This window comes from Devosia sp. CAU 1758 (assembly GCF_054482695.1).
Genome location: NZ_JBTLRJ010000001.1, coordinates 169,035 through 188,279 on the forward strand (window position 1 = coordinate 169,035; position 19,245 = coordinate 188,279).

Below are 19,245 nucleotides of genomic sequence, written 5' to 3' on the forward strand. Positions count from 1 at the left end.
GGCGGACCTTAACGAGAGCGAGTCCGGCTGTGAAGGGCGTCACCAGACTTGGCGCCGCTCTCGCGCCTGATCGGAGGACGAAACGATGGGCAAGGCGGGCCTCACCCCGCCATGAGCCGTGTCGTACCCTCCCAGATCAATTGCAGAGCAAGCAGGAACACCAGCCAATAGGCGATGCGGTAGAACAGGCGCGCATCGATTCGGCGGACCAGATAGACGCCGAGGAACACGCCGGCCACGCCGACCGGGGCCAGGGTGGCCGAGAGGGTCAGGTTCTGCACATTGAGCTGGCCGAGGAAATAATAGGGTACCAGCTTGGCGGTGTTGACGATGGCAAAGAAGAACGCGGTGGTACCGGCATAGACCGCCGGAGGCAGGCGGCGCGGCAGCACGTAGATCTGAAAGGGCGGGCCGCCGGTATGGGATATGAAGCTGGTGAAGCCGGCGATGGAGCCCCAGAACGCGCCCCATGGTCTTGAGGGCGGCAGGCCCTCGAGTTTCTTGCGCAGCGGCAAGATGGCGTCGAGCACGAAGAGCAGCGTCACCACGCCAACCATCAGCAACACTACGGCATCGCTGACAACGGCCCAGAGAACCCAGCCGATCAGCGTGCCGATGGCGGCGCCGGGCAGCATGATCCGGAGGAGGCTCCAGTCGCATTCCTTGCGATACATCCAGATGGCCACCGCATCCATGCAGAGCAGCACCGGCAGCATCATGCCGGCGGCATCGCGCGGCAGCATGACCAGGGTCAGGAGCGGTACGCCGACCACGCCGAGGCCGCCGAGCAGGCCGGCCTTGGAGAGACCGACAATAAGCACCGCGGCCACGGCGATGGCCCAGAAGAAGACGGGATCAATCATGGGGAAGCAGAATCCGGAGGGAAGTCGCGCTATCCCGACCTTGGCAGGTGTGATTTGTCAACCGGGCCGGTTTTTTCCGTTCTGGCCGCCGGCTCGGGCGCATCGGCCTGCATGGCTTCGTGCAGCAGGGTCATGGACTGGCGAACCGTGCCGAGAAACGCCTCGTGGTCATTGCGCACGGCAAAGGCGCGTGCGAGCAAGTCCTCGTCGCGGATCTGGAAGTCGCGGGCAAGCTCTTCGGCCTCGGTCTCGGAATGGCCGAGATGGACCAGCACTCGCCTGCCCAATTGCAGGGCGGAGTGGAAGGTTTCACGCTCGAAGAGGGTCACGCCCAGTTCCATCAGGGCGTGGGCATGGCTGCGGTCCACGGCCCGGGCAGCAATGGCGACCTCGGGAAAATGCCGGCGCACATTGCGGGCAATATCGAGAATACGCTCGGTGCCGCCCACGGCGATGATCACCAATTCGGCCCGGCCGACCCCGGCGGAATGCAGCAGGTCGGCGCGCGAGGCGTCGCCATAGAAAACCTTGACGCCGAAGCGGCGCACCAGCTCGATCTGGGCCGCGTCGTCGTCGATCAGCGTCATGTCGTAGCCATGGCGGCGCAGCATGCGGGTGACGATCTGGCCGAAGCGGCCATAGCCGAGCACGACGATGCGGCGATGTTCGTCCATGGGGTCCGCCGCACGGTCGGTCCTGTTGCTGCGGGCATCAAGGCGCGGCGCCACCAGCTTGTCGAAGGCCAGCAGCAGCAGCGGCGTCGTGGCCATGGAGAGGGCGACGACAACGGTGAACATGGCAAAAGCGTCGGGGGCAAGCGCGCCATTGGTGTTGGCAAATTGCAGCACCACGAAGGCGAATTCACCGGCCTGGCTGAGGAGAATGGCGACCAGCAGCCGGTCGGCCCTGTTCATGCGGAAGATCGTGCAGAGCGCCAGGAGGATGGTGAACTTGATGCCGATGACCCCGAGCACCAGGGCGGCGATCTGCAAGGGGGTGTCGAGAAACTCGGAAAAGGCGATCGACATGCCCACCGAGACGAAGAACAGACCCAGCAACAGGCCCTTGAAGGGCTGGAGATTGCTTTCCAGTTCGTGCCGGTATTCGCTGTCGGCCAGGAGCACGCCACCGATGAAGGCGCCCAGGGCCGGCGAGAGGCCCAGGGCCTGCGTGGCCATGGCGGCCCCGATGACCAGGGCCAAAGCCAGCGCCGTGAAGGCCTCGCGAACGGCAGTGCGGGCGACAAAGGCTAGAAGTGGCCTGACCACGAAGCGGCCACCGATAATGGCGGCCGTGAAAGTGGCGAGCAGCAGGAACGAGGTCTGCCAGAAAATAGGGGAATCCACCTCGGCAACGGCCTCGGTGATCTCTGCTTCCAGAGAATTCCCGGTGGTGGCGAGCGCCAGCAGCGGCACGATGGCGAGGATGGGAATGACGGCGACATCCTGCACCAGCAACACGGCCAGGCTCGCCCGTCCCGCATCAGTGCGGGTGATGTCGCGCTGCTCGGCGGTCTGCATGGCAATGGCGGTCGAGCTCATGGCGAAGGCCAGGCCGACAATGATTGCCACGTTGAGCGCGAAGCCGGAGAAGGAAACGACAAGCGCGACGGCCAGCGTTGTCAGCAGCATTTGCGGCAGGCCAAGGCCCAACACCTTGTTGCGCATGCGCCAGACTTCGCGTGGCTGCAGGTCGAGGCCGATGAGGAACAGCATCAGCACGATGCCGAATTCGGCAATGTGGCGGATGGTGTCGCTGTCGGTGAGAAGCTTGAGGCCATAGGGCCCGATCAGGACGCCGGCGGCCAGATATCCCAATACTGTCCCGAGGCCGGTCGCCTTGGCCAACGGCACGAGCGCCGCGCTGGCAGCGAGCAGTGCGAAGAGGGCCAGCAGAATATTGTCTTCCATCCTGCTGGCCCTGTTTGGCTACTCGTCGTTGTCGGACTTGATCGACTTGAGCTTGGCAAAGACCGAATCGGCGTTCAGCTCGCCATCGGCGGACTGGGCGCCGTGGCCGGAGCCTTCGCCGCCATAGCCCTGGTCCCCTTCAGGGGAGAGGCGGGCATTGGCGCGGGCCATGGCTTCCTCGGCGGTGAGCAGGGTCGTGCCTTCGGGAATTTCGTTGGGCGAGGGGGCATCCTTGGAGGCGCGCTTGACCTCGAGATCAAGGTCGATCTGGCTGCAGAGGCCCAGGGTCACCGGGTCCATGGCGGCCAGGTTGGCGGCGTTCCAGTGGCTGTTCTCGCGCACCGAATCGATGGTTGACTTTGTAGTGCCGACCAGGCGCATGATCTGTGCGTCCTTGAGTTCGGGATGGTTGCGCACCAGCCACTTGATGGCATTGGGGCGCTCGTTGCGGCGCGAAATGGGGGTATAGCGCGGACCTTTGCGCTTGACGGCGGCGACGCGAACCTTGGGCTCGGAAACTTTCATGCGGTAATTGGGGTCGGCCTCGGCCTTCTCGATCTCGTCACGGGTTAGTTGACCGTTCTGGACCGGATTGACGCCCATGATGCCGCTGGCCACGTCGCCATCGGCAATGCCCTGCACTTCCAGCGGATGCAGGGTGCAGAAGGCGGCAATCTGCTCGAAGGACAGACCGGTATTGTCCACGAGCCAGACGGCGGTCGCCTTGGGCATCAGAAGGGACTGGGACATGGTTAAATTACTCCTGCTGGCGCGGCCGGTCTTCCTCCGGGCCGCTCCGCCTCTTGGCCTAATGCTGAGGGGGAACTACGCGCCAATATAGGGAAAATGCCGCGCAATCGCAACGGCTAACTCTCTTTCTCCCCGGCGCCGAACGCGGTGACGAGGATCAGCTTGCCGCGGTGCTGCCGGCTTTCCATTTCGGCATGGGCGCGGCTCGCCTGTTCGAGTGGATAGGTGGCGATGTCGGGCTTGATCCAGCCTGGACTCGCAAGCGAGGGGAGAAAGTCGGCGCGGATGCGCGCGGCAATGGCTGCCTTGGTCGCGGCGCTTTGCGGCCGCAGGGTCGAGCCGGAGAGGGTCAGGTCCTTTGCCATCATGGCGCGCAGCGGCACTTTGGCATCGGCCCCTTCCAGGGTCGAGACCTGGACGATGTGGCCGCCCCGCGCCGAGGCGGCGATATTGACGGCGGTAAGGGCGCCGCCCACCAGATCCACCACCCTGTCGGCGCCATGGCCATCGGTCAGCGCCATCACCCGCTCCGCAATGTTCTCGCGTGTACGGTCGATACTGGCGATGGCTCCCAGCCGGTCGCAATAGTCCGCCTTGTCCTCGTTGGAGACCACGGCAATGGCGCGGGCGCCAATGATGGAACAGATCTGGATGGCGGCGCCGCCGATGCCGCCGGCAGCGCCATGAACCAGCACAGTCATGCCGGGTTCGAGGCCTGCGCGCATGACCAGCGTCTGGGTTACCGTGAACCAGGTCTCGGGCAGGGCCGTCGCTTCGAGCATGGTCCAGCCATCGGGCACCGGCAGCACCTGGCCGAAGGGCACGGCGACATATTCGGCATAGCCCCCGCCATTGGTCAGCGCCATGACCCGATCGCCAGGTTGAAAGCCGGTGACTGCGTCGCCCGTGGCGATGATTTCGCCAGCCACTTCCAGCCCCGGCAAAGGTGAGGCACCGGGCGGCGGCGCATAATGGCCGCGCCTCTGCGCCAGGTCGGGGCCGTTGACGCCCGCCGCCGCAACCCGGATCAGGACCTGATCGGGACCCGGACGGGGTACCGGTTCGCGGCAGGGCGTCAGAACGTCCGGCCCGCCGGGGGCAGCAATAGCTATGGCCATCATGGTGTCGGGAATGTTCATGGCACCATGCTGGCGCAAGCGCGCTTGCCGGGCAAGATGGCTGCGCTAAACTCAGGGCGTTGAGTTCAGTATGGAGCCAGAAGAATGGACGAGGAACTGCGCAAGCGGCCGGTGAGCCACGAAATCGGCATGGGCCTCGATGCTCTTTCGGTGGCCGAACTGGAAGAGCGGATCACCCTTCTGGAAACCGAGATTGCCCGCCTCCGCTCGGCCATGGCGGCCAAGGGCGATTCCCGCAAGGCAGCGGACGCCGCGTTCAAATTTTAGCGGCCGCACTTTCGTGATGGCACCGAACGCCCGCCAGCGCGTTCAATTTCCGACCCTCGTTAGTGTTAACAAGGGGTTATGTTTCGTTTCCTTCAGTCAGACGGGTAGCTTTGCCCAATTGCTGGAAGGGGGAGTTGCAGAGTGGACTGGAATCTTTTGGGTGTGGCGCTGCTGCTGACGCTGAGTGGACTTTATTTTCTCGAGTCCGAGCGTTCACAGGCGCCATTGCAGGAGTTTCCGGCAAGGGTGCTGAAACCCGCGCGCACTGCGCTTGAGCGGGCCTGGCAGACCGAGCCGGTAAAGGTGTTCATGCGGCAATTGCTGGCCGCAAGGCACCGGCGCTGCGACCTCTGGCTTATCGACAAAGGCGGGCTCTAGGCCCATTTCGCTTGCACATCGGGAGGAACTGGAAATGCTGCGGCAGGCCGATCTTATACTTGAAGGTGTTAATGCTCATGAGGTCGCTTCGCTGCGCGCCCTGGCCGAAGGAACTGTCCTGCCGGCGCGCGCCGGGATATCGCGCCGCTTCACGCCAAGGGCTGGGTCGACATGTTCGGCGACGACGCCATCATCACGCTCACTGGCCGCACCTTGCTGGACCGTCAATCGGTAAGGTTGCGGTGAAGTCAATTTGCAGGGTTAAGAAATCGCTGCCTGTTAATGTCAAATTAATCTTTGGGCGGTAACGTCAGGTTATTCAGTTTGTTCTGGATTTTTCAGAGTGGTTTCTCCCTCTGTTTGACGCCTCCCTGTTAACTTCGAGAGCTGCACTCGTGCGGCTCTTTTTCTTTTTCAGGGCTAGGGTTTGACGCGTCACGCTTCGACCACAAAATTAATAATACTGGGACCCTTGGGATGACCCGCGAGCCGCTTGGGTCTAGCATGGGCTATCGGAGGGCGACCCTTGGCCGACAACGGTGAATCGAGGCACGCAATATCAATCGGTCCGCGCATCGTGGCGTCGGGCGGGTTCGATATGCTTTACCGCGAAGGCATGGGACTGATCGAGGAAGTGGCCTCCTATCTCGACGCCGAAGGGCGGATCGAGAGCCGGGTGCTGCCGCGCGAAGCGGGCTTCCTTTATGCCACCGAATCCATGCGCCTCACCACGCGCCTGATGCAATTGGCCTCCTGGCTCTTGTTGCAGCGGGCCGTCAATGAAGGCGAGATTTCGCGCGACAATGCCCGCTCCGAAAAGGAGAAGGTCAAGTTCTCCGCCACACCCAGCCAGCGCGGCGGGCCGGGCTATGACCAGCTGCCGGAAAAGCTACGCGACTTCATCGACAAGGGCGACCGCCTGTTCGAGCGCGTGATGCAGCTCGATGCGCTGGAAAAGGGCAATCTGCCCGAAATGGTGCCTGGTGTTGCCAATGGCGTGGCCGACCAACTCTCCCGCCTCAAGGCCGCGTTCGCCCGCGCCGAATAGGGTTACCCGCCCCGCATTCTACAGCCACCCTATCAGGGCTCCGGACAAGACAAAGCCCGGCGCGCGGGCCGGGCTTTCTCGAAGACTTCGCGAAGAGCGACTGGCTTACATGCCAAGGCCCTTGAAGCGCTCCTTGAAGCGCGAAACGCGGCCGCCGCGATCCATCAGCTGGCCCGTACCGCCGGTCCAGGCAGGATGGGTCTTGGAGTCGATGTCGAGCTGCAGCGTATCGCCTTCCTTGCCCCAGGTGGAACGGGTCTGGTAGGTGGTGCCGTCGGTCATGACAACGTTGATGGTGTGGTAGTCGGGATGGATATCGGACTTCATGGCTTGCCTCAAATCAAACGGGCGCCGCGGCGCCCGGAGAGCATCAATCTGGTATTGGGCGGCTTCCTACAGCAGAAGAGCGGGTTCTGCAAGGGCACAGAGCGCCCCGATGTGAAGAACCGGCGCGTCAATATCGCCCGGCCCGGTGCGGTTGCGGGCTTTGGGGGCAGCCCCTATATGGGTGCGAACGCCGGCCAATGTCGGTCCTTGAACAAAGACGGCGTATACCAGCCATGACAGACCAGGCCGTTTCGGCAGCAGCGGACCCCGAAAAGATCGTTGCGGACGTCAAGACCGCGCAGCGCAAGTTGCAGCCGCTGCGCCGGCTGATGCCGTTCCTGCTGCGCTATCCGCTGCGCCTATCGCTGACCATCCTGTTTCTTTTGGTGTCGGCCATTTCCTCGCTCGCCATTCCGGCGGTGCTGGGCGGGGCAATCGACGAAGGCTTTGTGGCGCAGAATCTCGACATGGTCGGGCAGTATGGCTGGCTGATCGTGGGTATTGCCGCGATCATGGCCATTGCCAGCGGCGCGCGCTTCTATTTCATCTCGGTCATTGGCGAGCGCGTGGTGGCCGATCTCCGTCAGGCGGTGTTTGCCCATCTGCTGCGGCTCGAAACCCGTTATTTCGACACTCATCGCGTGGGGGAGTTGACCAGCCGCCTCAATGGCGATGCGATCTCGATCCGCAATGCGGTGGGCTCCAGCTTCTCGCTGGCCCTGCGCTCGCTGGTGACGATAATCGGCGCCCTGACCATGATGATCCTCACCAGCCCGGTGCTGACCCTCGCCGTGGTGGTGGCGCTGCCCTCCATCCTCCTGCCGGTAATGATTTATGCGCGGCGCCTGCGCGGCATGTCGCGCCGCACCCAGGATGCGCTGGCGGACCTCTCCTCGATGGCCACCGAAATGCTCGGGGCCAATCGCACGGTCAAATCCTTCACCCAGGAAGACGAACAAGCCGCCCATTACAACCGCAGCAGCGAAACCAGCTACCAGGCTGAGGTTAAGCGTCTGGGCGCCAGGGCCTTCCTTGTGGGCCTCGTGATCTTTCTGGGCACAGCCGCGCTGGTGGGCCTGATCTGGTGGGGCGCGCGGGCCGTGTTCGAAGGCTCGGTGTCCGCCGGGCAGCTGGCGCAGTTCCTCGTCTATGCGCTCATGGCCTCGGGCGCGCTGACCAATGTCTCCGAAGTCATGGGCACGCTGCAGACTGTGGCTGGCGCCACCGAGCGCCTGACCGAAATTCTCGATACCGAGGCCGAAATCACCGATCCGGTTCATCCGGTGGCGCTGCCGACGCCGCCGCTGGGCACCGTTTCGTTCGACAAGGTCAGCTTTTCCTATGGCGGGCGGGGCAGCGAGACCGTTCTAACCGACCTGACCTTCAAGGTCGGCAAGGGCGAGACTGTGGCGTTGGTAGGGCCGTCTGGCTCGGGCAAGTCCACGACACTGTCGCTGTTGCAGCGCTTCTACGACGTCACTGCCGGAAATATTTCGGTCGATGGCGTGGATATTCGCGACGTCAGGCTCACCGAGCTGCGGCGGCATTTTGCCTATGTCGAGCAGGAGCCGATCATCTTTGCCGGCACCATTGCCGACAATATCCGCTTCGGCAAACCCGATGCGGCCATGAGCGAGGTCGTCGCGGCGGCCAAGGCGGCGCTGGTCGATGATTTCGTGTCCGAATTGCCGGCCGGCTATGACACGGTGGTGGGCGAGCGCGGCGTCATGCTCTCGGGCGGGCAGAAGCAGCGGCTCGCCATTGCCCGCGCCATTCTCAAGAACGCCCCGATCCTCCTGCTCGACGAGGCGACGTCGGCGCTCGATGCGCAGTCCGAACGGCTGGTGCAGCTGGCGCTTGAACACCTGATGGAAGGGCGCACCACGCTGGTCATCGCCCATCGCCTCGCCACCATTCGCGACGCCAATACGATCCTCGTGCTCGATGGCGGCAAGATCATCGACCAGGGTACGCATGACCAGCTCGTCGCCAAAGGCGGCCGCTATGCCGAACTGGCTAAATTGCAGTTCAGGACGGCTGAGGCGGTTTAGCAATCGCGCCGCCCCCCCCCCCCGTCCTTCGAGGCCGCTCTGCGGCACCTCAGGATAAGGGCGGCCGATGGATCAAGCTTCCGTAGCCCTTATGGTGAGGGCCACCAGGTCCCACAGACGCTCCCGCCCCAGGATCAGCAGCCAGGGCGTGTCGTCCACCGGCACGATTTCGACGCGACCGCCAATGCCCTCATTGGAGGTGCCGAGCCGCCCGGCCGGGTCGAGCAGCAGGTCGTTCATGGGATAGAACAGCCCCTCGGTGCGCTCGAAGACGATCGGCACCAGCGGATGGACGGAAATGCGCTCCTTCGGCGCGGCGTCGAAGGCGAATGGTCCCGACACGGCCAGGGCCACATCGGTTTCATCGACCAGGATTACCTTACGGTGGGGCGCGACCTCCAAGAGGGCGCCGAGCGCGGCCAGCGTGTGGTCGAGCCGCTTGCCGGTCATGCCCAAGGCGAGGGTGACAGGGGCCGAAGTCGAATAGAGTGCTTTCTGGAAATCGGTGGTGATCTGTTCGGGGATATGGACGACGCGGGTTCGGGCCTCCCAGCCGGCGCGGTCCTCGAGCGAATCAAGATCGCCCAGAATGGCCTCGGGAATGAGCCCGGCGGCCCCGATTGCGTTGCCGCCGCCATCGGCGCCAACCAGCGCCACGTTGCGCCCGTCCAGCTCGCGCAACAGCGCCGGGTCAACAGTGCCGCCGCCGACAATGGCCAGCGGGCGATCAAATTGCAGCAACAGTTTGCCGCTGTCGGGGAAGGGGGATTGCACTCTCAGCTCACTCTCAATATGGTCCGCACCGTCTCGCTGGGGTGTTCCGGTTGCCGCCGGAGCTGAGAGTTACCCATAGAACCTGAACCAGGTCATGCTGGCGGAGGAAGTTCGAGATGGCAAGGGTGCCCTCGCGCGTCCTTCCCATTGACACATCCCTTCACCCATGGCCGCACACCAAACGAAGGGAGACCATCATGGTCAAATCCTCCTCGCTGGCGCTTGCGGTCCTTGTTGCCGGATTTTCCGGCACGGCCATCGCGCAAGAAGCGCCTGTTCTCACCATCTATACCTATGACGGCTTTGCTTCCGAATGGGGCCCTGGCGTCCCCTTGAAGCAAGGCTTCGAGGCCACCTGCAACTGCACCGTCAACTGGGTAGCTGCCGACTCATCCATCGGCACGCTGCGCAAGGTGCAGCTCGAGGGAGAGAGCACCGAAGCCGACATGATCCTGGGGCTCGATACTGCTATCGCCGGGGAGGCGCGGGCCACCGGCCTGTTTGCCGATCACGGCCTTGAGCTCACGGGGCTCGACCTGCCGGGCGAATGGAAAGATGCGCAATTCGTGCCTTTCGACTATTCGCATTTCGCCTTCATGCACGACACCGACACCATGCCGACCCCACCGGCCTCGTTCGAAGAGCTGATCGCGCTCGACGACGACATCAAGATCGTCATCCAGGACCCGCGTTCGGCAACGCCGGGCCTGGGGCTGCTGCTCTGGGTCAAGGCTGCCTATGGCGACCGCGCCCCCGAAATCTGGGCCGGGCTGAAGCCGCATATCCTCACCATCACCCGTGAATGGAGCGAGAGCTATGCGCTGTTCCTCGACGGGGAGGCGGACATGGTGCTCTCCTACACCACCTCGCCGGCCTATCATATCTTCGATGAGGACGACCACACCATCAAGGCGGCGATGTTCAGCGAGGGGCACTTCCCGCAGATCGAGGTGGCCGGAATCTTGAAATCCTCCGACCAGCAGGACCTGGCGCGGGAGTTTCTCTCCTATCTTGCCTCCGCCGAGGGGCAGGCCGCCATCCCGACCACCAACTGGATGTTCCCGGTGGTGGATCTGGGCGACGAGCTCGACCCGGCCTTCGAGGGCCTGCCGCAGCCGGACAAGACCCTGTCCCTGCCTGAAGACGAGATCGCCGCCAATTCTTCGGCCTGGATCGAGGAAATGCTGGCGGCAGTGCAGTAGGGGTGCGATCCGCAAACGCGATGCGGCTCCTCCCCCTGGACGGGGGAGGATGGGAGGGGGTGGTAAGGCACTCTGAACTGCGTGTGTCGGCCCCCCACCCCAACCCTCCCTGCAAGGGGGAGGGAGCCGCGTCGTGCGTGTGGAGGAAATAATGGCCATGCTGACCCTGCCCCATCGACCCGCCCGACTTGCCTCGGCCACCGCGCTGACCCTGATCATCGCGGCGCTCATTGCTGCGGTGCTCTGGGCGATCCTGGCCGCCGCGACCGATGCGGCGGCCGGTACGCGGGTGGATATTCCGCACCTCCTGCGAATGACGGTCTTGCAGGCGGGGCTGACCATGGTGCTCTCGCTAGGCGTCGGCGTGGTTCTCGCCTGGGCGCTCAACCGGCTGCGCTTTCCCGGCCGCGACCTGGTGGTTGGTCTGTTCGCCGCGGCCATTGTGACGCCGGGCATGGTGGTGGTCTTCGGCCTGCTCTCCATCTGGGGGCGCAATGGCTGGATAAACCAGATCAGCGAGGCGCTGTTCGGCGTTGGTTTTGACAGTCCTGCCTATGGGCTTTCGGGCATTCTTCTCGCCCATGTGGTGCTCGACGGGGCCTTTGCCGCCCGCATCCTGCTGGCGCGGCTCGACGCCATTCCGCAAAGCCGCTTGAAGGTCGGGCAATCGCTGGCGCTGAATGCCGTGCAGCGCTTCATGCTGATCGACTGGCCCGCCATGCGCGGCAGTCTGCCGGGGCTCGGGGCGATCATTTTCCTTCTGGCTTTTACCAGCTTCCCGATCGTGCTGCTGCTGGGGGGCGGGCCGGCCAACCAGACGCTGGAAGTAGCTATCTATACCGCCGTGCGGCTCGACTTCGACCTTGTGGGCGCCGTTCGTCTGGCCCTCACCCAGATCGCGGTCTGCGCCGTAGTGATCCTCCTCGCCTCGGGGTTCACGCCGGTGCCTTCGGCGCTGAGCCGTTCGGCCCAGCCGCGCTGGCGCGATGCCAGGCCGGTGCAGGCGTTGCAATGGCTGGCGCTGGTGCTGGCCGGTCTCGGCTTTGCGCTGCCATTACTCTCCGTGCTCTTCGATGGGCTGGCGGGAGGTCTCTTTCGCGTGCTCGAGCAGTCCAGCTTCTGGCGCGCCACGGCTACCAGCGTGACCATTGGCACTGCCTCGGCGCTCCTGACATTGCTGCTCGCGCTCATCCTGACGCTGGGACGCAGCGCGGCGAGCCACAGGGGCGCGCGCACGCTTCTGGGTGCTCCAGCCTATGCCTATCTGGCCGTGCCGGCAGTGGTGCTATCGCTGGGTTTTTTCCTGATGGTGCGGGCGCTGGGCGTGCCGGTAGGGCTTGCCGCCCCCATCGTGGTCGTGATCGCCAATAGCCTCTTATCGCTGCCCTTTGCCGTCGCCACGCTGGGGCCGCCGCTCGACGCCATCACGCGCAGCCGGGGCAAGCTGATCCGCTCGCTGGGCCTGTCGGGCTGGCAGCAGTTTATGCGGATCGAATATCCGCTGCTGGGCCGTGATATCGGCCTGATGCTGGCGCTGGCCTTCTGCTTCTCGCTGGGTGATCTGGGAGTGATTGCGCTCTTCGGCACCCAGGACTTCCAGACCCTGCCGCTCCTGATGTACCGGGCGCTCGGCTCCTATCGCAGCAATGATGCGGCGGCCATTGCCGCGCTCCTCCTCATCTTCACCATTGCCGCCTTTGTCGGCCTGCCGCGTCTTGTCGAAAGGATCGCCCATGCTCCGCGCCGATGACCTGGTCTTCGCCTATCCGGAGCAGGGGGAGGCCTATCACTTCAGCCTTGCGGCCCAGCCGGGAGAGGTCACGGCGATTTCGGGTGCCAGCGGCTCGGGAAAATCGACCCTCCTCGATCTCCTGGCCGGATTTATCCTCCCCTCCGGCGGATCGCTTACACTCGATGGTGTCGGCCTGCTGTCACTCCCTCCCGAGATGCGTCCCGTGTCTTTGCTGCTGCAGGCCGACAACCTGTTCGAGCATTTGAGCGCTGAGGAAAATGCCCGGCTCGGTCTGCCGCGCGGTACGTCCAGGCAGACTGGCAGGGAGCACGTCGCCCAGGCGCTTTCGGAGGTGGGCCTGTCTGGTTTTCAAGCGCAGCCTGCCTCGACCCTTTCAGGCGGCCAGAAGCAGCGCGTGGCACTGGCGCGGACCCTGTTGCGCGACCGGCCCGTCCTGCTGCTCGACGAGCCGTTTTCGGCGCTCGATGACGAAACACGGCAGGCGACGCGGGACCTGGTGGGAGACCTCACGCGCCGTCATGGCTGGCACACAATTCTCGTCAGCCATCATGCCGACGACATCGCGGCGCTGGCCAGCGCGCATTATCGCATCATTGGGGGAGTGCTGGAGCGCGCCTGAAAGCGCGCTCCGGTGTCATCTTACTGGGCGGCCCAGGCGGCCAGCACCGTGTCGAACAGGGCCCCGGCGTCCTCATCCTTTTCCAGGGTCAGGATGGCGTTACGGCCGCTTCCATAGACGATGGCCAGGTCGAGCCAGCGCCGGCTGCCCAAGAGGTCGGTATTGGCGTCCAGATCCGCTGGTGAGGCGCTGAGGGCGAAGAGGAACGAATTGCCCACGACGCGTGCCGCGGCACCAGCCAGTGCCGTTCCGGGCACCAGTTCCTCATCCTTGAGCAGCACGCCGGCCAGGGTCGAGATCGAACCACCGATAAAGGTATCGGGCACGTCGAACGTGATCTCCATCAGATGGCTGGCGGGCAGAACCGGGTCGTTGTTCTTGCGGATGGTGATCGAGACACCCAGATTGCGCGCTGGAATGCTGGCCTCGCCCTGAAGCGTCGGCAGGCCGATTTCGTCACTTCCCTGGGTCCATTCCACCGTGCCCGAGAACGGTACGGCGCCGCCTTGCCCATTGGCCGAGGCTTCGAGCAGAAGCGACTGGTTGCCCGCCAGAACAGCGGGATCAACGCTGGCTGCCGGGTCGTCGGTCGCGGCGATAGATGTGTCCTCGCCCGACAGGCGCTCCTCTGACTTGATCTCACCGTTGATGGAGGGGAGGGCCGTTTCGGTGCCGGTGGGTACGACGGGTTCAGGTGTCGGCTCGAGACGGTCTTCGGTGACTTCCAGCGCGCTGGTGGGCTCGGTGGCCGCCGTGGTCGCGGTATTGCCGGGGCCTGACGCGCCTTCCTCGCCTGTCTGGGGCTGGGTGGCGGCGCTGTCCATGGTTGGAACGGCGGCCGGCTCGGCGGTGGCTTCCGGCTGGGTGACGGCAACCTGGCTGCGGCCGAACATCTGGTCAAGATCGACATAGCCCTCGCGCCAGGCCCAGAAGCCCGCGCCGCCGACCCCGGCCAGCAGGATGGCGAAAACCACAAGAAAAATAGTCAGGCCCGCGCCCGAGCGCCGTTCGGCTCCGACCGGGGCGAAGCCGGCATCTTCGTCCTGACGCTCGTCATTGGCTGCTGGGCCGCCATCGGTATCAGGCGGAGTTTCGGTGGTCTCGCCACGCGCTTCGCGGTCCAGCGTTTCGATGGCGCGCTCGATGGCGCCTTCGGCTGCACGGGCATCGTCCTGCTCGACCTCGACTTCACGCACGCTGGAGAGGGCGGCGTCTACTGGCAGTGGCGGATCGATGATGACCGGCCCGGTCGATGCCGACTGGCTGGCGAGCGCTGTGCTGCCCAGCATCGGTTCGACGCGGGGGGAAAGGGCGGTGGCCGACACGATGGGACTGGCCCCGGGAATGTGGGGCTCGGCGCGGGGTGTCAGAACAAAGGAGCGGCCCGGCTTGTTCTCACGGGGCTTTGCTTCGGTGCTACCGAACTCGACTGGCGCCGGTTTTTCGGGAGTGGCCGTGGACGTCTCAAAAATGCCGGGCTTGTCAGTGGGGTTCACCACAGCGCCGCTGGTCTCGGCAGCCTGGGCGATAATGTCCTCGATGGATGTCCTGGCAGGGGACGATCCATTGCTGATGGCCGGAGCTGCCGCCACGGCCGGCTTTTCCGGAGCCATTGTACCGACAGCTTTGGTTTCGGCAGGCCTGGCTTCTACCGGCTTGGTCTCAGTCGATTTGGTTTCAGCAGGTTTGTCCGCCGGCACGGCTGAGGCCGATTCGGTCGGGCTGGTCTCGCCCGAAACCACAGGCTCCGCTGCTGGCGGTGCCGCCACAGCCGGTTGCGGTGCCGGGTCGGGCACAGCCGGTGCAGGCGCTGGCCGTGCGGTCAGCGGACCATCGCGCCCGAGGCTGATCACTGCCTCGCTGGCTTCCTGCTCGACCTGGCGGATGCAGTCTTCAAGCTGCAGGCGATGCTGGGTAATGTCGCGTGCCGGAAGCGGCGGCTGGATAGCGCGCAGCTGGCCCACGAGAGCCGAGCGTGCCTTCTCATAGACCGCGCGTCGCGCGGCCCCGTTGTTCTCCGGCAGCGCCGAGATTGCCCGACGCAACAGCTCCTTGTAATCCGCCATGGGCTAGATGGTACTCACTCTGACAGCGCAGTCTTGTATCAAAATTTCTCAGTCTTGGAATGGGTCAACCACAAGGATGGTATCCGCCCGTTCGGGGCTGGTGGACAAGAGGGCGACCGGCGCCCCGATCAGTTCTTCGATATAACGCACATACTTGACCGCCTGGGCCGGCAATTCGGCCCAGCTCCGGGCGCCGGCCGTGGTCTCCGACCAGCCTTCGAGGGTCTCGTAGATGGGCTTAACCCGTGCCTGTGCTCCCATTGAGGCAGGCAAATAATCAATGCGTGATCCGTCGAGCTCGTAGCCGACACAGACCTTGATCTCTTTCAGGCCATCGAGCACGTCGAGCTTGGTCAGGGCGATGCCGGTGATGCCACTGGTCTTGACGGTCTGGCGCACCAGCACCGCATCGAACCAGCCACAGCGGCGCGCGCGCCCGGTATTGACGCCGACTTCCTTGCCCACGACCGCCAGATGCCGGCCGATCTCGTCGTCGAGCTCACAGGGGAAGGGGCCTTCGCCGACGCGGGTGGTATAGGCCTTGGTGATGCCCAGCACATAGCCGATGGCGGTGGGACCGAGGCCCGAACCAGCGGCGGCCTGGCCGGCCACGGTGTTGGACGAGGTCACAAAGGGATAGGTGCCGTGATCATTGTCGAGCAGTGCGCCCTGGGCGCCCTCGAACAGAATACGGGCACCGGCCTTGCGCTTGTCTTCGAGTACGCGCCAGACCTGGTCCATGAAGGGCAGGATTTCGCCGGCAATCGAGGTCAGTTCCTCGTAGATGCTATCGGCGGAGATCTCGCTCAGGCCCATGCCGCGCCTCAGCGCATTGTGGTGTGTCAAGAGACGCTCGATCTTGGGCATGAGCGTGTCGGGTTCGGAAAGATCCACGAGGCGGATGGCGCGGCGGCCGACCTTGTCCTCATAGGCCGGGCCAATGCCGCGGCGGGTGGTGCCGATCTTGAGGCCGGAATTGGCGTCTTCGCGGATGCCGTCCAGTTCGCGGTGCAGCGAGAGAATCAGCGGTGCATTGTCGGCAATGCGCAGGATTTTTGGAGTGATCTCGACGCCCTGGGCGCGGAGCCTCGCCATTTCGGCCACGAAGTGATGCGGGTCCACCACCACGCCATTGCCGATAACCGAAAGCTTGCCCTGCACCAGGCCCGAAGGAAGCAGCGCCAGCTTGTAGCTGACTCCGTCGATGACCAGGGTATGACCGGCATTGTGCCCGCCGTGGAAGCGCACCACGACGTCGGCGCGCTCGGAAAGCCAGTCCACAATCTTGCCCTTGCCCTCGTCGCCCCATTGCGAGCCGACGACAACCACATTCGCCATATTCCAGTCTTCCCCAAAGCAAGCACAACAAAGGGTCCTGCCGGATGGCCGGGTCCCACGATGATTGGACGTCTGTCCCCCCGGCCGCCTTTTGTCGGGTTTGATTGCGGCCGAATAACTGATAAGTCCGATTGTCCTTACATCACCCCGACGACGATGACAAAGCCGCAAGATCACCAAAATAGCGGCATATTCGCCCGCGTTCTCGACCAACCCTATCTGTTGCTGGTGCTGGCCCCCCTGTTCTGGGGCGGCAATGTGGTGGCGGCCAAGCTCACCGTGGGGCAGATCGATCCCTTCCTGCTGCTGGCCAGTCGCTGCGTTCTGGCCACTCTCTTCATCCTGCCCTTTGCCTGGCAACACCTCAAGGTCGACTGGCCAGTGGTGCGCCGCTACTGGCCGGTGCTGATGGCCTATGGCGTGGTCGGTTACGCCCTTTTCAACGGGTTCCTCTATCTGGGGCTGCAGACCACCACGGCGGTCAATTCGGCCATCGAGCAGGCCTCGCTGCCCATGCTGATCCTGGGCGCCAATTTTATCTTCTTCCGGGTGCGGGCGCGGATAATCCAGATCGTCGGGGTGCTGCTGGCCATTACCGGCGTGGTGCTGACCGCCACCCATGGCGACCTCACGCGCATCGTCACGCTCGATATTAATCTGGGCGATGGCTTCGTCATGCTGGCGTGCCTGGCCTATACCACTTATACGCTGGCCCTGCGCTTCCGGCCGAAAATGCACATGATGAGCTTCATGGCCGTGTCGTTTTCCGGGGCAGCCGTCACCGCGATCGTCCTCCTGGCGCTGTTTGGCGGCGGCCTTGGTACCGTTGCAACACTGGGCACGGCGCCACCCGTCGTGTGGGCAGTCATCGCCTATGTCGCAGTCTTTCCATCCATGTTCAGCCAGGTCGCCTATGCCCGCGGGGTCGAGCTGGTGGGCGCCAATCGCGCCGCGCCCAGTCACAATCTCATCCCGGTCTTTGGCACGCTGGGCTCGGTGCTGATCCTGGGGGAGCGGCTGGAAGGGTATCATTTCGTCGCCGCGGCCATCATCATCAGCGGCATCCTGCTGGCTGAATGGGCAGCGCGGCGGGCAAAATAAAAGGCGGCCCGAAGGCCGCCTTCAATGTCTCATGTTGCTCAGCGCCAGCTCAGAGCTTGAGCGCCTTAGCCTGCTTGACGCCTTCGAGCGCGGCGATTTCGGCGAGTTGCTCGTCGGTCAGCGTGCCATCGATAGAGACCAGCGCAATGGCATCGCCGCCGACATCGGCACGGCCGAGATTGAAGTTGGCGATATTGATGCCCAGCTTGCCCAGGATGGTGCCCAGGCGCCCGATATGGCCCGGCTTGTCCTCATTTGTGACATAGAGCATGTGCGGGGTGACTTCCGCCTCCATGTTGATGTCCTTGACCTGGATGATGCGCGGCTTGCCATTGGCAAACAGCGTACCGGCCAGGTTCCTGGTCTGGCGCTCGGTGGTGATGGTGAGGCGGATATATCCCTCATAGGCGCCCTGCTGGTCGCGGGTGGTGGTCTCCACCACGATGCCGCGATCCTTGGCGATCTGCGGAGCCGAAACCATGTTGATATCGCCTAGAGACGGCTTGAGCACGCCGTTGATGGCGGCCGCGATCATTGGGCGGATATTGAGGCTGGCCGGAGTGCCCTCGAACTCGATCTTGACGCCCTTGATGGCGGTCTCGGTCAGCTGGCCGGCAAAGGAGCCCAGGGTTTCGGCAAGCTTGACCCAGGGGGTGATGATCGGGGCTTCCTCGGCCGAGATGGACGGGAAGTTGAGCGCATTGGTGATCTCGCCGCTCATCAGATAGGCCGAAATCTGCTCGGCCACCTGCAGGGCGACATTTTCCTGCGCTTCGGTGGTCGAGGCGCCCAGATGGGGCGTGCAGATCACGTTGGGCAGCTCGAACAGCGGATTGTTCTCGGCGGGTTCGACCAGGAACACGTCGAGGGCGGCGCCGGCAACCTGACCGGACTTCAGCGCCTCGTAGAGCGCGGTCTCGTCGATCAGGCCACCACGGGCGCAGTTGATGATGCGAACGCCCTTTTTCGTCTTGGCCAGCGTTTCGGCATTGAGAATGTTGCGGGTGGCGTCGATCAGCGGGGTGTGAAGGGTGATGAAGTCGGCGCGCGCCAGCAGTTCGTCCAGCTCCACCTTTTCCGCGCCCATGGTCTGGGCGCGCTCGGGGGTCAGGAAGGGGTCGAAGGCAATGACTTTCATCTTGAGGCCCTGGGCGCGGTCGGCAACGATGGAGCCGATATTGCCCGCGCCGATCAGGCCAAGGGTCTTGTGGGTCACTTCCACACCCATGAAGCGGTTCTTTTCCCACTTGGAGGCGCGGGTCGAGGCGTCGGCCTCGGGCAGCTGGCGGGCCAGTGCCATCATCATGGCAATGGCGTGTTCGGCGGTGGTGATCGAGTTGCCGAAGGGCGTGTTCATCACGATGATGCCCTTCTTGGTAGCGGCCGGGATATCGACATTGTCGACGCCGATGCCGGCGCGCCCGACGACCTTGAGATTGGTCGCGGCCGAGATGATCTTTTCGGTGACCTTGGTGGCCGAACGGATGGCAAGGCCATCATACTGGCCGATGACTTCGAACAGCTTGTCCTTGTCCTTGCCGAGATCGGGCAGGTAGTCGACCTCCACACCGTTGTCCTTGAAGATCTGGACGGCGGTGGGGCTGAGTTTGTCGGATACGAGAACTTTTGGCATTTGGGCGTTCCTGGATTTGATGTGTG

Annotated in this window: 17 protein-coding genes and 1 riboswitch; of the genes, 8 read left to right on the top strand and 9 right to left on the bottom strand. The window is 64.0% G+C overall.

Translation table 11 applies throughout. The features are described 5' to 3' along the window. Positions 1–101: 101 nt before the first annotated feature. From ACXYMS_RS00855 to ACXYMS_RS00870, 4 genes are all read right to left on the bottom strand, one after another. Positions 102–863, bottom strand: a complete 762-nt coding sequence (locus ACXYMS_RS00855) for a sulfite exporter TauE/SafE family protein (protein ID WP_458903136.1) — start codon at positions 861–863, stop codon at positions 102–104. A gap of 29 nt (positions 864–892) precedes the next feature. Further along, positions 893–2,773, bottom strand: a complete 1,881-nt coding sequence (locus tag ACXYMS_RS00860) for a monovalent cation:proton antiporter-2 (CPA2) family protein (RefSeq protein WP_458903137.1) — start codon at positions 2,771–2,773, stop codon at positions 893–895. Positions 2,774–2,791: 18 nt separating this feature from the next. Continuing rightward, positions 2,792–3,523, bottom strand: coding sequence for a DUF1013 domain-containing protein (locus tag ACXYMS_RS00865; RefSeq protein ID WP_458903138.1), 732 nt, complete (start codon positions 3,521–3,523; stop codon positions 2,792–2,794). 116 nt (positions 3,524–3,639) lie between these two features. Beyond that, the gene (locus ACXYMS_RS00870; protein WP_458903139.1) at positions 3,640–4,662 is read right to left on the bottom strand and encodes an NAD(P)H-quinone oxidoreductase; all 1,023 of its coding nucleotides are present in this window, start codon (positions 4,660–4,662) and stop codon (positions 3,640–3,642) included. Positions 4,663–4,746: 84 nt separating this feature from the next. On the opposite strand from ACXYMS_RS00870, the gene ACXYMS_RS00875 reads away from it, so the two are divergent. The 3 genes from ACXYMS_RS00875 (at position 4,747) to rcdA (ending at position 6,355) form a co-directional block, all read left to right on the top strand. Then, positions 4,747–4,929 carry a DUF1192 domain-containing protein gene (locus ACXYMS_RS00875; RefSeq protein WP_458903140.1) on the top strand — a complete coding sequence of 61 codons (183 nt, stop codon included), beginning with the start codon at positions 4,747–4,749 and terminating at the stop codon, positions 4,927–4,929. A 141-nt stretch (positions 4,930–5,070) separates the two neighbouring features. Continuing rightward, positions 5,071–5,307, top strand: a complete 237-nt coding sequence (locus tag ACXYMS_RS00880; RefSeq protein WP_458903141.1) for a hypothetical protein — start codon at positions 5,071–5,073, stop codon at positions 5,305–5,307. Positions 5,308–5,833: 526 nt separating this feature from the next. Next, entirely contained in the window at positions 5,834–6,355 is a 522-nt protein-coding gene (gene rcdA / locus ACXYMS_RS00885) for a protease adaptor protein RcdA (RefSeq protein ID WP_458903142.1), read from the top strand. 105 nt (positions 6,356–6,460) lie between these two features. Here the strand turns inward: rcdA and rpmE are convergent, their stop codons facing one another. Then, the gene (gene rpmE, locus ACXYMS_RS00890; protein WP_458903143.1) at positions 6,461–6,682 is read right to left on the bottom strand and encodes a 50S ribosomal protein L31; all 222 of its coding nucleotides are present in this window, start codon (positions 6,680–6,682) and stop codon (positions 6,461–6,463) included. A 233-nt stretch (positions 6,683–6,915) separates the two neighbouring features. On the opposite strand from rpmE, the gene ACXYMS_RS00895 reads away from it, so the two are divergent. Beyond that, positions 6,916–8,733, top strand: a complete 1,818-nt coding sequence (locus ACXYMS_RS00895) for an ABC transporter ATP-binding protein (protein WP_458903144.1) — start codon at positions 6,916–6,918, stop codon at positions 8,731–8,733. Between the two features lie 72 nt (positions 8,734–8,805). Here ACXYMS_RS00895 and ACXYMS_RS00900 read toward each other — a convergent pair whose 3' ends face one another. Further along, entirely contained in the window at positions 8,806–9,507 is a 702-nt protein-coding gene (locus ACXYMS_RS00900) for a thiamine diphosphokinase (RefSeq protein ID WP_458903145.1), read from the bottom strand. A 27-nt stretch (positions 9,508–9,534) separates the two neighbouring features. Further along, positions 9,535–9,633: riboswitch (TPP riboswitch) on the top strand. Between the two features lie 71 nt (positions 9,634–9,704). Here ACXYMS_RS00900 and thiB point away from each other — a divergent pair. The 3 genes from thiB (at position 9,705) to ACXYMS_RS00915 (ending at position 13,081) form a co-directional block, all read left to right on the top strand. Then, on the top strand, positions 9,705–10,709 hold the full coding sequence (thiB, locus tag ACXYMS_RS00905) for a thiamine ABC transporter substrate binding subunit (protein ID WP_458903146.1): 1,005 nt from the start codon (positions 9,705–9,707) through the stop codon (positions 10,707–10,709). A gap of 151 nt (positions 10,710–10,860) precedes the next feature. Next, positions 10,861–12,459 carry an ABC transporter permease family protein gene (locus tag ACXYMS_RS00910; RefSeq protein ID WP_458903147.1) on the top strand — a complete coding sequence of 533 codons (1,599 nt, stop codon included), beginning with the start codon at positions 10,861–10,863 and terminating at the stop codon, positions 12,457–12,459. Continuing rightward, positions 12,443–13,081, top strand: a complete 639-nt coding sequence (locus ACXYMS_RS00915; RefSeq protein ID WP_458903148.1) for an ATP-binding cassette domain-containing protein — start codon at positions 12,443–12,445, stop codon at positions 13,079–13,081. Before ACXYMS_RS00910 ends, ACXYMS_RS00915 begins: the two co-directional genes overlap by 17 nt. Positions 13,082–13,101: 20 nt before the next feature. Here the strand turns inward: ACXYMS_RS00915 and ACXYMS_RS00920 are convergent, their stop codons facing one another. Together ACXYMS_RS00920 and ACXYMS_RS00925 are read right to left on the bottom strand one after the other, a co-directional pair. Continuing rightward, complete coding sequence (locus ACXYMS_RS00920; protein ID WP_458903149.1) at positions 13,102–15,147, bottom strand: hypothetical protein; 2,046 nt, start codon at positions 15,145–15,147, stop codon at positions 13,102–13,104. Between the two features lie 48 nt (positions 15,148–15,195). Next, positions 15,196–16,485, bottom strand: coding sequence for an adenylosuccinate synthase (locus ACXYMS_RS00925; protein WP_458903150.1), 1,290 nt, complete (start codon positions 16,483–16,485; stop codon positions 15,196–15,198). A gap of 156 nt (positions 16,486–16,641) precedes the next feature. Here ACXYMS_RS00925 and ACXYMS_RS00930 point away from each other — a divergent pair, with 156 nt between their 5' ends. Next, the gene (locus ACXYMS_RS00930) at positions 16,642–17,586 is read left to right on the top strand and encodes a DMT family transporter (protein WP_458903151.1); all 945 of its coding nucleotides are present in this window, start codon (positions 16,642–16,644) and stop codon (positions 17,584–17,586) included. A gap of 49 nt (positions 17,587–17,635) precedes the next feature. Here the strand turns inward: ACXYMS_RS00930 and serA are convergent, their stop codons facing one another. Then, on the bottom strand, positions 17,636–19,219 hold the full coding sequence (gene serA / locus ACXYMS_RS00935; RefSeq protein WP_458903152.1) for a phosphoglycerate dehydrogenase: 1,584 nt from the start codon (positions 19,217–19,219) through the stop codon (positions 17,636–17,638). Between the last annotated feature and the right edge of the window lie 26 nt (positions 19,220–19,245).

Bases quoted from the DNA above. Each gene is read 5' to 3' on its own strand.
- ACXYMS_RS00855 (WP_458903136.1), bottom strand. From the start codon at position 863: ATGATTGATCCCGTCTTCTTCTGGGCCATCGCCGTGGCCGCGGTGCTT.
- ACXYMS_RS00860 (WP_458903137.1), bottom strand. From the start codon at position 2,773: ATGGAAGACAATATTCTGCTGGCCCTCTTCGCACTGCTCGCTGCCAGC.
- ACXYMS_RS00865 (WP_458903138.1), bottom strand. From the start codon at position 3,523: ATGTCCCAGTCCCTTCTGATGCCCAAGGCGACCGCCGTCTGGCTCGTG.
- ACXYMS_RS00870 (WP_458903139.1), bottom strand. From the start codon at position 4,662: ATGAACATTCCCGACACCATGATGGCCATAGCTATTGCTGCCCCCGGC.
- ACXYMS_RS00875 (WP_458903140.1), top strand. From the start codon at position 4,747: ATGGACGAGGAACTGCGCAAGCGGCCGGTGAGCCACGAAATCGGCATG.
- rpmE (WP_458903143.1), bottom strand. From the start codon at position 6,682: ATGAAGTCCGATATCCATCCCGACTACCACACCATCAACGTTGTCATG.
- ACXYMS_RS00895 (WP_458903144.1), top strand. From the start codon at position 6,916: ATGACAGACCAGGCCGTTTCGGCAGCAGCGGACCCCGAAAAGATCGTT.
- thiB (WP_458903146.1), top strand. From the start codon at position 9,705: ATGGTCAAATCCTCCTCGCTGGCGCTTGCGGTCCTTGTTGCCGGATTT.
- ACXYMS_RS00910 (WP_458903147.1), top strand. From the start codon at position 10,861: ATGGCCATGCTGACCCTGCCCCATCGACCCGCCCGACTTGCCTCGGCC.
- ACXYMS_RS00915 (WP_458903148.1), top strand. From the start codon at position 12,443: ATGCTCCGCGCCGATGACCTGGTCTTCGCCTATCCGGAGCAGGGGGAG.
- ACXYMS_RS00920 (WP_458903149.1), bottom strand. From the start codon at position 15,147: ATGGCGGATTACAAGGAGCTGTTGCGTCGGGCAATCTCGGCGCTGCCG.
- ACXYMS_RS00925 (WP_458903150.1), bottom strand. From the start codon at position 16,485: ATGGCGAATGTGGTTGTCGTCGGCTCGCAATGGGGCGACGAGGGCAAG.
- ACXYMS_RS00930 (WP_458903151.1), top strand. From the start codon at position 16,642: ATGACAAAGCCGCAAGATCACCAAAATAGCGGCATATTCGCCCGCGTT.
- serA (WP_458903152.1), bottom strand. From the start codon at position 19,219: ATGCCAAAAGTTCTCGTATCCGACAAACTCAGCCCCACCGCCGTCCAG.